This window comes from Paenibacillus tepidiphilus, from assembly GCF_008635795.1.
Taxonomy (GTDB): Bacteria; Bacillota; Bacilli; order Paenibacillales; family Paenibacillaceae; genus Paenibacillus_AQ; species Paenibacillus_AQ tepidiphilus.
This window is the reverse complement of the sequence record NZ_VWRQ01000008.1, coordinates 80,451-93,953: the sequence shown is the minus strand read 5'-3', so window position 1 is coordinate 93,953 and position 13,503 is coordinate 80,451. Positions and strand designations below refer to the sequence as shown.

Sequence of the window (13,503 nt, the reverse complement as noted above, 5' to 3'; positions counted from 1 at the left end):
TCGCTTATTCTTCTTCAAGCTCGCTCACTCCTAGCGCGATAAAATGGCTGGCATTGCCCGTTATCGGTCCGCCGGCCCGGCCGAGCAATCCGCAAGGCTGCCCGTTCAGGACGAACAGGCCGGTCAGGAGGTGAAGTTCGCCCTCCGGAGAGGGGATCCGGGCCAGCTCGGTTCTCTTTTGATACACGGTTGGAAACAATGTACTGCTGTCAAAGCCCTCTTCATCCTCCAGTTCAAGCGTCCCGTCCTCGCCGAACAGGCGCACAGAACCGCCTTCGCGTCCGAATACGGATTTGGATACGAAGCCGCCGGTAAATACCGGCTTGTTATACGTAGGCAAGAGATACCGGGATATGGCCTCCCGCTCCTCTTCGCTGAACAGCAGGCCCAGCTCATACATGCCCCATACCGCAGCAACCAGCCCCTTCGACTGCAGCAGGATGCTGTGCGGTCCGTTGAACAGCTGGAGCTTGCCGGTCTCGATGGCATAGGCCAGCGCATCGCCGGCGTCGTCGACAGCCATCCATTCCTTCGGATACAGCGCGAACATCCGCTCAATGATCCGTTCGTCACCGACACGGACCACCCCTTCGTCAATCCAGAGATCGAGACAGTCGACACACTGTATATCCAGACCGCTGTGCTTCACCAGCGCCTCAATCGTCCCCGAATCCTCCATATGCGAGCCATAGGCGACACAAGCCGCCGTATCCGGCCGCTCGATGCTCCAGGCTGCAGCAAGCAGTTCCTTCATCGCCGCATTGGGGCTGGCGATACCTCCCTGGGCGCACACCCATGGCGTAGCAATGGAGGCCTCGACATAGCCGGTCGGTGTGTCCGCGTTCAGCTCCAGCAGCTTAATCGTGCCGTCATCCGCCACGGCAAAATCAAACCGGGCATACCGGCTGATCAGGCCAGGCTCAGGGAGCGGACAATCATCAAGCATTTGCCACAGCACAGGGGGAATACCGAGCAGATCATACAGATCATGCCGCCGGTGCACATAGCGGACCGCCTTGTCGAGTATCAGCCACAGGCTCTTAGCCGCCTGCATCAACTCACGGTATACATCACCTCGCATTACGGCAACCGCGTCCAGCCAGTACTGCTCCTCCTCCAGATCGGCCCAGGTGAAGCCAAGCTCCCGCAGCTCCTCTACGCGGGGCGAACGCTCCAGATGCGTATTGTCGATGTAACGGAAGGCGCTTTCCGTCCCGGTCATCCGCCGAAACCGCTGCTTTTGCTCGAGCCGGAACGCGACACTGAGCCGGATTTGCTGCTGGAGCTTGAGCTGGAGCTCTTGGAGGAGCCGAGCCCGCTGGACGTGCCGCCCACACCGCCGGTCTTAGATGACGTATTTCTCCGGGTAATGGACCCGGTTGCCGAGGTTGAGGTCTTCGGCTTGGCCACCGACCCGGCAACCGGCTTATTCTGAAAGCTGCCGCTGCTGTAGGTCGGCGGTTTATAGGTATTGCGTGTGCCGCCGTAATACGTAGGCCGGTCATTGTACCAGCCTCTGGAGGAGTAGTATGAACCATTGTTGAACAGCATGTGGTAGAGCAGCAGATCATCCCAGCCGAAGCCTGAGCTGTAGCCGCCGTAGTTGTTGATGACGGTCGTTCCTCCGGAAGTCACCGCCCCGGTTCCCTCCTGCTCAACTTCTTCGGCATTCTCTTCGGGGTAGGGAATGTTCCAGTCCACATTGGGATCGAAATAAGCTTTGACCTCTTCCGTCGACCACGACACCAGCTTCGGTTCTTCACCGGAGCTTCCTCCGGTAGCGCCGGCGCCGCCGGGAATAAACATCGCGTTCGCGAGGAGTGCGATTCCCAGCGACGTGGAGAGGACGCGCAGCGGCTTCCCGTCAGGGGTGAAGAAGCGGGAGGCCGTTTCCTTCGGCTTTGCGTTTTCATCCTTTTCCATTATGAGCTCTCCTTCCTGGCCTTATCCTTCCGAGCGCATCGGGACGAGCAGCAGCTCCAGCTTGCCTTCATCGACATTCAGCCGGCCTTCCACCGCTTCGTACTCCCGTCCGCTGACCACAATATAATTCACATGCTCGAGCGCCGTAATCATATTCATGCTCCAGACCCGCTCTTCAATAATGGTTAAGTCGCCGCTCGGCAATTTCTCGAAGAGGACGACCTGCATTCCGTTATCCATTCCATCCCTTCCTTTCTGATCACTTTATCTACGCATCTGATACGCACCAGCCGGCAGAAACGTTTCATCACGGCGCCGCATTCCGGCGCTGCCCTTCCCTATTCCTAGGCCGGGCATTCTGATGGACAGCGTTACTCGGGTCCGGCAGTTATAGTGTATCTGTGCAAGCCCAACTAAATTCTATGACTTTCCAGTTCTTCCTGCAATCAAAAAAGTCCATGCACCCAGCTTTCCATCATCCGGTCCGGCCGGATGCCAAGCTCGCTCTCAAGCAGCTCCTTATATTTGTCATAATGCTTCCGAAAGCCGATGAAATCCCCGATATCCACATAGCTGCGCAGAATAAGCCGGCAGGTATCCTCAGAGTACGGGTCATAATCCTGCAAAGCGAGCAGCCGGTCCAGCGCCTGGCGCGGACGTAAGACGGCCAGCTCATATTCGGCCGAGCGCAGCGACATCTGCAGGTAACGGGTCTGCAGCTCCTTACGCCGGTGCTCGGCCCAGCCGTAATGATGCTCGCCCAAATAATCGCCGCGGTACAGTGCCAGCACCGCCTCCCGGCGCCCCCACTCTTCCTCCGTCTGAACGGCGGTGCCCTGCCAGCCTGCTTCAAACTGCTGTGTATCGAGCTGCACATTCCGCATTACCAGCCGGTACCGTTCCTGGGAGAACTCAACAACCACGTCCATGTCCCAGATTTTGAGCAGCCTGCGGATATGGTAGACCGTGGTATGCAGATTCGTCAGCGCCTTCTCCGGTTTGAAGTCCGGCCAGACCAGATCGACAATCGTGTCCTTCAGAATCCATTGACCCTGATGGTGAAGCAGCAGGGCGAACACCTCCTGAGCCTTGCTCGTTCTCCACTGCAGCTTCCGGTCCGGTTCTCTGCTGTCCTGGAATTCAAGCCGCTTGAAGCAGAGAATCGACTGCTGCCGTCCGGCTTGCACTGCTGCCGCCGGCGGTTCTTCCTGCGCACCGTTGTCCACCAGCCGCTCCAGTGTCTTTCCCAGCCGCTGCGAAGTCACCGGCTTGAGCAGGTAATCGACCGCATTGAGCTCGAAGGCCTCAACCGCATATTCGGAATACGCCGTACTGTAGACGATCCGGATACTGCGGTCCAGAACGGCGATGTGCTCCGCCGCCTCCAGCCCGTTCATTTCCGGCATGCCAATGTCCAGAAAGACAATATCCGCCTTCTCCCGCTGCAGATGCTGCAGCCCCAGCCGGGCCGAGGTATACTTGCCGGCGATCTCCAGCCGCCCATCCTTGAGCAGCAGACGCTCCAGATGCTGCAGCGCCGGCTTCTCATCATCAATCAGTATTGCTTTCATCGTTGTGGCTCACCCCTCAAGTCATGCGTTCATGGATGTATTCGTGCGCGGTATGGTATAGGAGATCGTTGTTCCGTAGCCCGGCCTGCTCTGGATCATCAGTCCGGCGCCGTACATTTTGAGCAGCCGTCTCTGAATATTCCGCAGGCCGATGCCTCCCTCGGCACGCTCTTCCGAGAGTACCTCGGCAATCCGCTCTCCGGTCATGCCGATGCCGTCGTCTGTTACCGCAACCGCCAGCTTGTCCGGCAGCAGCCGGATCGACAAGGTCACCGTACCGCCGGCCTCCTTCTGCATCACGCCATGGTTGACGGCATTCTCGACAATCGGCTGAATACTGAGCGGCGGCACCAGCTCCCGGATATCTTCAGGAACATCGAAGACAATCCGCAGCCGTTCATCGAACCGCGCCTGCTCCAGTGCCAGATAGGACTGGACCAGACCCAGCTCCTTCTGCAGCGGCACCGTCTGCCCGCGGTTCTGAAAGTCAAAGCTGCTGCGCAAATATTGGCTTAGCTCCAGCAGCAAATCAGTCGCTTTCTCGGGATCGTCGGGGCATACCGAAATGATGGCATTCAGCGCATTGTACAGGAAATGCGGCTTAATTTGGGCCTGAAGGAAGGCGATCTCCGTCTGCACCGAGACACGGATCGACTTGCGCATATCCAGCAGCGTCTGCACACGGGCCCGGAACTCGCGCAGATCCACAGGCTTGCTTAAATAATCGTTGGCTCCCGCCTCAAAGACGGCCTGGATATCCTGCGGGCGGCTGCCGGCCGTCAGCACCAGAATCGGCAGCTCAGACAGCACAAACCGCTTGCGGATTGCCTTACACAGCACCAATCCCGGCATTTCAGGCATGACCCAGCCAAGGATAACCAGATCGAGCTCCGGATAATCCTGCATTCTGGCCAGCGCCTCCGGACCGCTCGAGGCGGTGATCACCGCATGCTTCTCCAGCCGCAGTGCATTGGCAAGCACCTGACGGTTGACCGGATCATTGTCGACTACCAGAATGTAGCAGCATTCCGCCTCGGACGGAATATCGTCTGCCGCCTCGTTTCCGTCCGAGGCGGCTGTTTCCCAGCCGGTCACTTCCAGATACTCCTGATTCAGAAACGCCGGTTTTTCTTTAACAATTGGAACCGTGAAGGTAAATACCGAGCCCCGGCCCCAATCAGAGCGGGCTGAAATGGTTCCTCCGCCGAGCTCGACCAGCTTCTGGACAATGCTGAGGCCCAGACTATATTCGCGGTATGCCATTTTGCCTGCGTTACCATCCGTCTCGGGGGCGTCGAAGATATTCCGCAGCCGCTCCGGCGCTATGCCGATGCCGTTGTCTGCCAGCGTGACGGCAACATAGCCCCCCTGAACCTCGGCGGATAGCGTAATCGTCCCTCCGGGTGTGTGGTTTACTGCATTGGAGAACAAATTGAACAGAATTTGAATCAGCCGCTGCTCATCGGCTTCCAGCAGGGGAAGCTGCGCCGGCAGTTCAAGCCGGAAATCAAGTGCGGAATTGCCGGCCAGGTGGCGCGTCACCTCCAGAACGGAGGCGGCCACCGTGCGCAAATCTACATTCTGCCGCTGCGGAGACAATCCGCCGTGGTTCAAGAGGGCGAAGTCGGACATGTCGTTGATCAGTGACGACAGCCGTTTCCCGGTGGAGACGATCATTGCCAATTGTTCACTTTGCTTGGCGTTTAAGGGTCCCGCCGCTCCCTCACCCAGCGTCTGGGCCATATTGACGATCCCGAGCAGCGGTCTCCGCAGCTCCCGGGAGGTTTCTTCCATGAAGTTGTCCTTCAGTCCGTCCAGGGACACCAAGCGGCGGGAGAGCTGCTCGACTTCGCGGAAAGAAGCGGCATATCTGCGGGTCAGCACCATGGCCTGGAACAGTGCAAACAATATGATTTCATACAGCAGTACATAATAATTAACCGCGAAGCTGGTGATGCTGATCAGATAATAGAAGATCACCAGGCTGAGACTCTCGATGCTGACCATCATCAGGAACATTTCCTGTGGATTCCGGCGCGTGCCCTGGATCATATAGTAGAGCACCAGGCTGAGACTGACGCCTCCCCAGATGACCAGCAGGGTCTCCAGATAGCTGAACCAATACGCCGGAACAAACACCGCGGTCAGCAATAATAAGCCCGTCACAGTCTTGGATGCTTTCAGTACACCCGCAGACATGGGGTAATTAACAGAGTTGGCCATATAATGCAGCAGATAATAGTAGACCAGCGTCGAGGAGGCTAATTGCAGCTTGAGCACAATCTCATAAGGCAGACCCGGCAAAGCGACGGAGATCAGCTTCTCTCCATGGGTCAATATATAAATAAAGGCCGCCATGCAGAATAATCCGAGATACAGCGTGATGCCCCGGCTTGCCCGCACCCGTGAGAACAGCAGGAGGAAAAAAGACAGCAGCAAAAAGCTGAACAGGACGACGCCATCGGAAAGCAATGCCACCTCACGGCTCTTCAAGATCGCCTGCTGGTCGCCGAACTTCACCGGTGTGATGATTCCACCCGAGTTATAGCTGTAGTTGGACACCTGAACGACAATGTCCATCCTGTTCCCGTCAATAGCAGCGAATCCTGTGTACGGGATATTGTTCTGTCTGCCTTCATCCGGATTCCCGGCTGGAAGACCGCTGTTCCCGATCCTCTGTCCGTTTATGAATACTTCGCTCGCCATGCGGATGTTGCCGACACGCACTCCGTATACCTTCGCTTCACCGTATGGCACTCTTATCTGCAGATGATAGGTGCCGGAGCCTTTAGCTTCCGCCTTCCCGTCGCCGGATAGATATGCATTCCATTTGCCCGGCACTTGGATCAGACTGGGTGATGCTGGTGTTTCCCGGCCCGGCACGCTCCCGGCGAACTCCTCCGGGGCCAGCAGAACATCCGGGTAGAAAGCCCACTCCCCGTTCAGGTTGACCGTTCCGCCCTGAAAGTCCCAATCCGTCAGATCGATCATCCCTTGCCGGGCCACCGGCATATCCCTCTTCTCCGTCACAACCTCCAGCAGCGAGACGAGCGGTACGATCAGGACCAGCAGCAGGCTGGCGAGAATGCTTTGCCAATATTTCTTCATCGAGTGTGTCCCTTCCCGGATGCCTGATTATACAACCTGTACTGTCATTATTTATATAAAGCAAAATGGCTTGAATCAAAAGGAAAAACAAAAAGCCGATTCCAATTATTTCGGAATCGGCGGCCTATCTTATTATACTTTACAGTTGGCAGATTTTACTTTGGTTCCTGAACGGCGGCGGGTAACTGGACCTCTTTCGTCCTGGACAGGAAAATATTCAGGATAATCGCCGTCATTGAGCCGGATACGATACCGTTCTGCAGCAGCATTCTGGCGAACTCCGGCAACTGGGCGAACATTGATGGCAGCACCGCCGAGCCGAGGCCCACGGCAATGCTGCAGGCGGCGATCAACAGGTTCCCGTCCTTGCGCAGATCCACCTCGGAGAGGATGGACATGCCCGATGCGGCAACCGAGCCGAACATGACAATCATCGCTCCCCCAAGTACGGCGTTCGGAACCACGGTGGTCAGAGCAGCCAGCTTCGGCAGCAGCCCCAGCACGACCATAATGCCGCCGGCCGCAAAGATGACGTTACGGGTCTTGACGCGGGTCAGGGACAGCAGGCCGACATTCTGCGAGAACGCCGTATACGGGAAGGCGTTGAACAGCCCGCCGAGCATGATGGCCAGCCCTTCCGAGCGCAGGCCGTTGACAATCTGCTTCTGCTCGACCTTCTGGTCCGTTGCCTTGCCTACGGCGAAGTATACGCCGGTCGATTCAACCATGGAGACGATATTGACGATAATCATCGTGAAGATTGCAGTAATATTAAACTCCGGCCAGCCGAAGTAGAACGGCTGTGCAATGCTGACCCAGGAGGCAGTGCCAACGGAGTCGAAGCTTACAATTCCCATTGTATAAGCAATGACCGTACCGACCACCAGGCCCACCAGAACGGAGATGGAGCGCAGGAAGCCCTTGGCCAGACGGTTCACGGCCAGAATGACCAGCAGCGTAATCAGCGCCAGCAGCAGATTGCGCGGTTGTCCGAAATCACTGCTGCCCTCGCCGCCGGCCACATTGTTCATGGCTACCGGAATCAGCGAAAGGCCGATAATTGTAACTACCGAGCCGGTCACCACTGTCGGGAAGAACTTGAGCAGCTTCCCGTACAGCGGAGCGGCCAGGACAACGAACAAGCCCGAGATGATAATCGCGCCATAAGCGGTGGCCAGATTGGACCCGGAGGCAATGGCGATAATCGGGCTGACTGCCGTAAAGGTGCAGCCGAGCACAACCGGCAGCCCGCTGCCGAAATACTTGCTGCCCATCACCTGCAGCAGTGTGGCCAGACCGCAGGTGAACAGGTCCGCTGCAATGAGGTAGGCCATCTGCGTGCCGCTCAGGTTCAGCGCTCCGCCGACAATCAGCGGTACAATAACAGCTCCGGCATACATGGCCAGCACATGCTGCAGGCCCAAAGCGAATACTTTCTGTTTGCTTAACATTCCGCACGCTCCTCGATCAATTCTGGAATAAAGTGAACCTCTCCGGGAGCCATCGCGGCGATCCGGGCCAGGGAATGCACGCGGATTCCCCGCTGCTCCAGCAGGCCCCGTCCCTCCTGGAAGCTCTTTTCAATAACACAGCCGACACCCACCAGCTCCGCTCCCGCAGCCTCCACGATATCCGTGAGTCCGACAAGCGCGGCACCGGTGGCCAGAAAATCATCGACGATCAGTACCTTGTCCTCCGGACCCAGATATTTCTGCGAAATACTGATCCGGTAATCCTCCTGACGGGTGAAGGAGTGCACCGGCGCCGAATATACCTCCTCGGACTGGGTGACTGCCTTCTTCTTCTTGGCATATACAAACGGAACCCCGAAAGCAATCCCTGCAGCCATTGCAAACTGGATGCCGCTCGCTTCCACGGTCAGAATCTTGGTCACCCGCTCCTGCCCGAAAATGTCCTTAAACTCCCGGCCGATCTGAAGCGCCAACGCGGTATCCACCTGATGATTCAGGAAGGAATCTACCTTGAGCACGGTTTCCGACAAGATTTGACCTTCTTCTCTGATGCGATCCTCCAATACCTTCACTACACGGAACCCTCTTTCTTCTGTTCATTCATGCCAAACACAAAAAAGGACAGATTCACTTGAGCGTTTCTCTTCAAGTGAATCTGTCCTTCCGGGTTCTTGTGCACGCCAAAAAACCCTGAATGCTATATTCACTCATAGTCGGACAATTGCAGTGGTCGTCCGGTAGAAACTTATGGGCCATATCCCCAAGATTATATGAGCTGTGTTCCTATTTGGCTTAAATACCTGTATATCTTACACGCTCTGTCCGATCCTTACAAGCACAAATTTTTAGCAGGAATGAAATTTTCATGAAGCTTTCATAGTTATGTATTTACGCAGGACTGCCCGCTCCCGCTGGGCAAGTAACCCACTCAGAGAGGATCGATCGAGATGGTTAAACGGAAGGACCAGATTGTCGTTATCATCCAGAAAGGCAAGCGGCGCATCGTTACCCGCACACCTCTTGCCGGCGTAGACCGGCTGGTATTTGTCATCAACAACCAATACACCAATGCAGCCAATACAACGCAGATCGCCAGCGGCGCCGGCCGGAGCAGTGCGGGCGGCAGCAATGCAGCCATCGCCTCGCCCTACACCCGCCAGCAGCAGAGCGTCGGCGCCGGCGGCAAATGGCGCCGCGGGGGCAGGCAGCCGTTCCCGCTGCTGCACACCGTCCCGAAGGAAGTTGTTGTTGTCATCAACAACCAGACTGTCAAGCTGCGGGCGGGCAGCCAAAGCTCATCCGCCACCCAGGTGGGAAGCGGCGGCGGAACCTACAGCACCAGCGGCACGAACTCTACGATCAACAGTCCTTTTTCCAGGCAGCAGCAGGCTGTGGGCGGAGGTGCCGGCGGCCATGCCTTGAACCGTGATACCCGGAAGCGCCGCCATGCCGCACGCCGGTCCCGCAAGTAAACAGGCTTTTCTGGAAATGTGTACAAGGGCGCCGCAAATCCGCTAAGAAATTGCGACTTTCGGCGCTATTTTTTTTGTCTTTCCTACGCTTTACAAGCTATAATTAATTTATTTGAAGAATTCTATATAAAAGGCGGGCGAATATGAATATCAATCATCAGGTCAGGTTGGCAGCATTTGCCTTCATCTTATTATTCGGCGGCACCGTTATCATAGCATTAACCAGTTCAGAGGGATGGAGCCGGCTGCTCATTTCCGGGTTCGGCGCACTGGGCATCGTGCTCGGCGGCGTCCTTATGATGGGCGTCGGACGGAACATCGCCCGGGGAGTAGAGCGCATTGCCCGGATCACCAGCGGCATCGCCCATGGAACTACAGATGTCAACACCTCCTTTGCCGACAGGGAAGACGAGTTCGGACAGGTGGCGCGCTCCTTTCACAGTCTTGCCGTTGATCTCCACCATCAGAGAGAAGAGGAACGGACGCTGCGGCTGAAAGCAGAAGAACAGGCCTGGATTAATGATCAGGTCTCGGATATCGCCCTGGTTCTGCAAGGCTCCGTACAGCTGGCGACAGCGTCCCGGATCTTTATCGGCAAGCTGGCCGGCACCGTGGGGGCAAGCTATGGTTCTTTATATTTGAAGCGCGATGACCAGCTCTGGTTCACGGCTGGTTATGCTTTTGACGCTGCGGCCGGACTGGACAAGCCCATTCCGCTCGGCAGCGGACTCGTCGGCCAATGTGCACTGGACCAGGAAATTAAGGAGCTGCGGGATCTTCCAGCCGATTATATCCGTGTCCATTCCGGACTCGGACAGTCTGCACCTGCCCTTCTGTATCTGGTCCCGATCCTATACGAGCAGGAAGTCGTTGCCGTTATTGAATTGGCCGGCCTGAGTGAATTTTCGCTCCGGGACCGCCAGCTTATTGAACGTACTGCCCATAACATGGGAATCATCATTAACACACTGAGCGATGTGGCCCGGATTGAGGAACTGCTCCACGAATCCCAGCTGCAGAAGGAAGAGCTTGAAGCACAGACCGAGGAACTGCAGGCGCAGACCGAGGAACTGTCCGCCCAAACGCAAGAGCTGGCTGCCCAGACGGAAGAACTTGCTTCCCAGCGGGAAGAACTCCGCGTACAGGCAGAGAGCCTGCTTGAGTCTAACGAAACGCTGAAGCGGGAAATGGAGCTGACTGCCGAGCAGAAGAGCCAGATTGAAGCGCAAACGGCCGAATTGGCCGCGCAGGCCGAGCACCTCGCCGATGCCAACCTCCATCTGCAAGAGGAGATAGAACTGACCGCACGCCAGAAGGACGAGATTGCTACACAGGCGGAGGATCTGCTGAACCAGAAGGAGGAGCTGGAGGCTCAGACGCATATGCTCCAAAGCCAAACCGTTCAGCTTCAGGAGCAGAAGGAAGAGCTCGAAGCGCAGACGCAGGAGCTGCGGGCGCAAACTGAGGAGCTGTGGGCTTCGCAGGAGAATCTGCGGCAGCAGGTCGAGATTACCGACCGCCAGAAGTCAGAGATCGCTGCACAGGCGGAAGAGCTTGCCGGCTCCAACCGCAATCTCCAGCACGAAATCGAAATGACTGCGCGCCAGAAGGAGGAAATTGCCACTCAGGCGGCGCAGCTGCTGAACCAGAAGGAGGAGCTCGAAGCGCAGACGGTTCAGCTCCAGAAGCAGACGCTCCAGCTGCAAGAGCAGAAGGAGGAGCTGGAGGTGCAGACCGAGGAGCTGCGCGCCCAGACAGAGGAACTTTCGGCTTCCCAGGAAAGCTTGCAGAAGCAGGTTGAGCTTACGGAAGCGCAGAAGGAAGAGATCAAGGCCCAGGCAGAGGAAATCTTCCTGGCTGCCCAATATAAATCGGAATTTCTGGCCAATGTATCCCATGAGCTGCGCACTCCGCTGAACAGTCTGCTGATCCTCTCCCAGATTCTTGCGGAGAATAAGGAAGGCAATCTCGGCGCCAAGCAGCTGGAATATGTGCATACGATATTCTCCGCAGGCAAGGATCTCCTGCAGCTGATCGATGAAATTCTCGATCTGGCGAAGATGGAGGCCGGCAAGATGAACGTCGTCCTGGAGCCGGTTGTCCTGCAGCATCTAAGCACTCAGGTGTACCGCCATTTCGAGCAGCAGGCCAAGAAGAAGCATATCCGCTTTGACGTCCATTGCGACAGCCGGCTGCCCGATGCATTGGTCTCTGACGGCCACCGGATACAGCAGATTATGAACAACCTGTTGTCGAATGCCCTGAAGTTCACCCCAGAGCACGGCTCGGTCTCGCTGTCCATCCGTACAGAGGGCGAAGAGATTGTCTTCTCCGTCAGCGATACGGGTATCGGCATTCCTGCCTCCAAGCTGGAGAGCATCTTCGAAGCCTTCCAGCAGGCCGATGGCACCACCAGCCGCAAATATGGCGGCACAGGACTGGGCCTTACCATCTGCCGCGAGCTGGCCAGCATGCTGGGCGGCCGAATCGAAGTCGATTCATCCGAAGGCAAGGGCAGCACCTTCTCCCTCTTCCTGCCGGCAAAGCCTGCGGAAGGAGATATACAAGCGCTGGTTGCCGCAGCAGCCGAAACGCATTACAAGGAAGCCGAGAATGACCGTGCTCCGCAGAACAATGTCGCCGAAGAAGGCGGTTTCCGCGAGTCGTTCATTCCCGATATCTCCATTTCCAATCCGAAGCTGCTGCAGCATAAGGAGATGGATGATGACCGGGAGAACCTGCAGAACGGGGATACGGTGCTCCTGATCATTGAAGAAGATGCGGAATTTGCGTCCATCCTGCTGAAGCTTGCCCGCAGCAGAGGCTTCAAGGCCATTGTTGCCTTCCAGGGTGACCAGGGTCTGGCGCTGGCGTATGCCTACAAGCCGGACGCAATCCTGCTGGACCTGCATCTGCCCGTCCTGGATGGCAGATCCATCATCAGCCGGCTCAAGAGCCGGCCGGAGCTGAGGCATATTCCGGTGCATGTCATTTCCACCGCAGAGGAGAATCAGCAGAGCCTCGTGATGGGCGCGCTCTCCTTCTGGAAGAAGCCGAACGATCAGGCCGAGCTGGAGGCTGCCTTCCTGCAGATCGAAACGTATATCCGCCGGCCGGTCAAGAGCCTGCTCATCGTCGAAGACAACAAGACGCTGCGCTCCAGTCTCGTGGAATTCATCGCGCATCCCGATGTGCGCATCGTCGCCGTCGGCACCGGCCGTGAAGCGATGGAACAGCTGGCCAGCCATCATTTTGACTGCATGGTGCTGGACCTTGGCCTATCCGATATCACCGGCTTCGACCTGCTGGAGCAGATCAAGACGAACCGCAAGCTGCAGACGCTGCCGGTCATCATCTACACCGGCAAGGACCTCAGCAAGATCGATGAGCAGCGGCTGCGCCATTACGCGGAGAGCATCGTGCTGAAGAATGTGCGGTCCATGGAGCGGCTCTACGATGAGACGGCGCTCTATCTGCACCGCAAGCATGCCGATCTCCCGCCGGACAAGCAGCTGCTGATCGAGAAGCTGCATAATCCGGAGGCCGCCTTCGCCGGCAAGCGCATCCTGCTGGTGGATGACGATATGCGTAATATCTTTGCCTTGTCGAGCGTGCTTGAAGGATATAATATGGATATTGCCTTCGCCCAGAACGGCCGGGAAGCTCTGGATTATTTGCAGGAGCATCCTGACGTCGAGCTGGTCTTCATGGACATTATGATGCCGGAAATGGACGGCTACGAAACAATGCAGCATATCCGCTCCATGCCGGAATACGACCATATGGTTATTATCGCGTTGACTGCCCGCGCTCTGGAGGAGGACCGGACCAAATGCCTGGAGGCCGGTGCCTCCGACTACATCTCCAAGCCGATCAATACCACCCAGCTGGTTACGGTGCTCAAAGCTTGGCTAATACAGTAATAGCCACATCATTTGCTACCTTGCATTGACATTT

Annotated in this window: 9 protein-coding genes and 1 riboswitch; of the genes, 2 read left to right on the top strand and 7 right to left on the bottom strand. The window is 56.8% G+C overall.

Translation table 11 applies throughout. The features are described 5' to 3' along the window. Positions 1–4: 4 nt before the first annotated feature. The 7 genes from F1379_RS12370 to F1379_RS12340 all read right to left on the bottom strand — a co-directional run bounded on the left by F1379_RS12370 (position 5) and on the right by F1379_RS12340 (position 8,646). Positions 5–1,222, bottom strand: coding sequence for a glutathionylspermidine synthase family protein (locus tag F1379_RS12370; RefSeq protein ID WP_150269980.1), 1,218 nt, complete (start codon positions 1,220–1,222; stop codon positions 5–7). Beyond that, a complete protein-coding gene (locus F1379_RS12365) occupies positions 1,219–1,923 on the bottom strand; it encodes a hypothetical protein (protein ID WP_150269978.1) in 705 nt (234 codons plus the stop codon). The genes F1379_RS12370 and F1379_RS12365 overlap by 4 nt, the downstream gene beginning before the upstream one ends. 21 nt (positions 1,924–1,944) lie before the next feature. After that, on the bottom strand, positions 1,945–2,163 hold the full coding sequence (locus F1379_RS12360; protein WP_150269976.1) for a hypothetical protein: 219 nt from the start codon (positions 2,161–2,163) through the stop codon (positions 1,945–1,947). 206 nt (positions 2,164–2,369) lie between these two features. After that, positions 2,370–3,494: a response regulator gene (locus F1379_RS12355; RefSeq protein ID WP_150269974.1), complete on the bottom strand. Its 1,125-nt coding sequence runs from the start codon at positions 3,492–3,494 to the stop codon at positions 2,370–2,372. Between the two features lie 21 nt (positions 3,495–3,515). Further along, the gene (locus tag F1379_RS12350) at positions 3,516–6,602 is read right to left on the bottom strand and encodes a hybrid sensor histidine kinase/response regulator (RefSeq protein WP_150269972.1); all 3,087 of its coding nucleotides are present in this window, start codon (positions 6,600–6,602) and stop codon (positions 3,516–3,518) included. 155 nt (positions 6,603–6,757) lie between these two features. After that, entirely contained in the window at positions 6,758–8,053 is a 1,296-nt protein-coding gene (locus F1379_RS12345; RefSeq protein ID WP_150269970.1) for a nucleobase:cation symporter-2 family protein, read from the bottom strand. Then, entirely contained in the window at positions 8,047–8,646 is a 600-nt protein-coding gene (locus F1379_RS12340; RefSeq protein ID WP_150269968.1) for a xanthine phosphoribosyltransferase, read from the bottom strand. Before F1379_RS12340 ends, F1379_RS12345 begins: the two co-directional genes overlap by 7 nt. A gap of 118 nt (positions 8,647–8,764) precedes the next feature. Further along, positions 8,765–8,868: riboswitch (purine riboswitch) on the bottom strand. Positions 8,869–9,021: 153 nt separating this feature from the next. Between F1379_RS12340 and F1379_RS12335 the strand changes: the two genes are divergently transcribed. Together F1379_RS12335 and F1379_RS12330 are read left to right on the top strand one after the other, a co-directional pair. Next, a complete protein-coding gene (locus F1379_RS12335; RefSeq protein WP_150269966.1) occupies positions 9,022–9,546 on the top strand; it encodes a hypothetical protein in 525 nt (174 codons plus the stop codon). 143 nt (positions 9,547–9,689) lie between these two features. Further along, on the top strand, positions 9,690–13,469 hold the full coding sequence (locus tag F1379_RS12330) for a response regulator (protein WP_150269964.1): 3,780 nt from the start codon (positions 9,690–9,692) through the stop codon (positions 13,467–13,469). The last annotated feature ends 34 nt before the right edge of the window (positions 13,470–13,503 follow it).

What these genes read in the sequence shown, in the direction of transcription:
- F1379_RS12365 (WP_150269978.1), bottom strand. Translation starts at nt 1,923, where the DNA reads ATGGAAAAGGATGAAAACGCAAAGCCGAAGGAAACGGCCTCCCGCTTC.
- F1379_RS12355 (WP_150269974.1), bottom strand. Translation starts at nt 3,494, where the DNA reads ATGAAAGCAATACTGATTGATGATGAGAAGCCGGCGCTGCAGCATCTG.
- F1379_RS12330 (WP_150269964.1), top strand. Translation starts at nt 9,690, where the DNA reads ATGAATATCAATCATCAGGTCAGGTTGGCAGCATTTGCCTTCATCTTA.
- F1379_RS12335 (WP_150269966.1), top strand. Translation starts at nt 9,022, where the DNA reads ATGGTTAAACGGAAGGACCAGATTGTCGTTATCATCCAGAAAGGCAAG.
- F1379_RS12370 (WP_150269980.1), bottom strand. Translation starts at nt 1,222, where the DNA reads ATGACCGGGACGGAAAGCGCCTTCCGTTACATCGACAATACGCATCTG.
- F1379_RS12360 (WP_150269976.1), bottom strand. Translation starts at nt 2,163, where the DNA reads ATGGATAACGGAATGCAGGTCGTCCTCTTCGAGAAATTGCCGAGCGGC.
- F1379_RS12350 (WP_150269972.1), bottom strand. Translation starts at nt 6,602, where the DNA reads ATGAAGAAATATTGGCAAAGCATTCTCGCCAGCCTGCTGCTGGTCCTG.
- F1379_RS12345 (WP_150269970.1), bottom strand. Translation starts at nt 8,053, where the DNA reads ATGTTAAGCAAACAGAAAGTATTCGCTTTGGGCCTGCAGCATGTGCTG.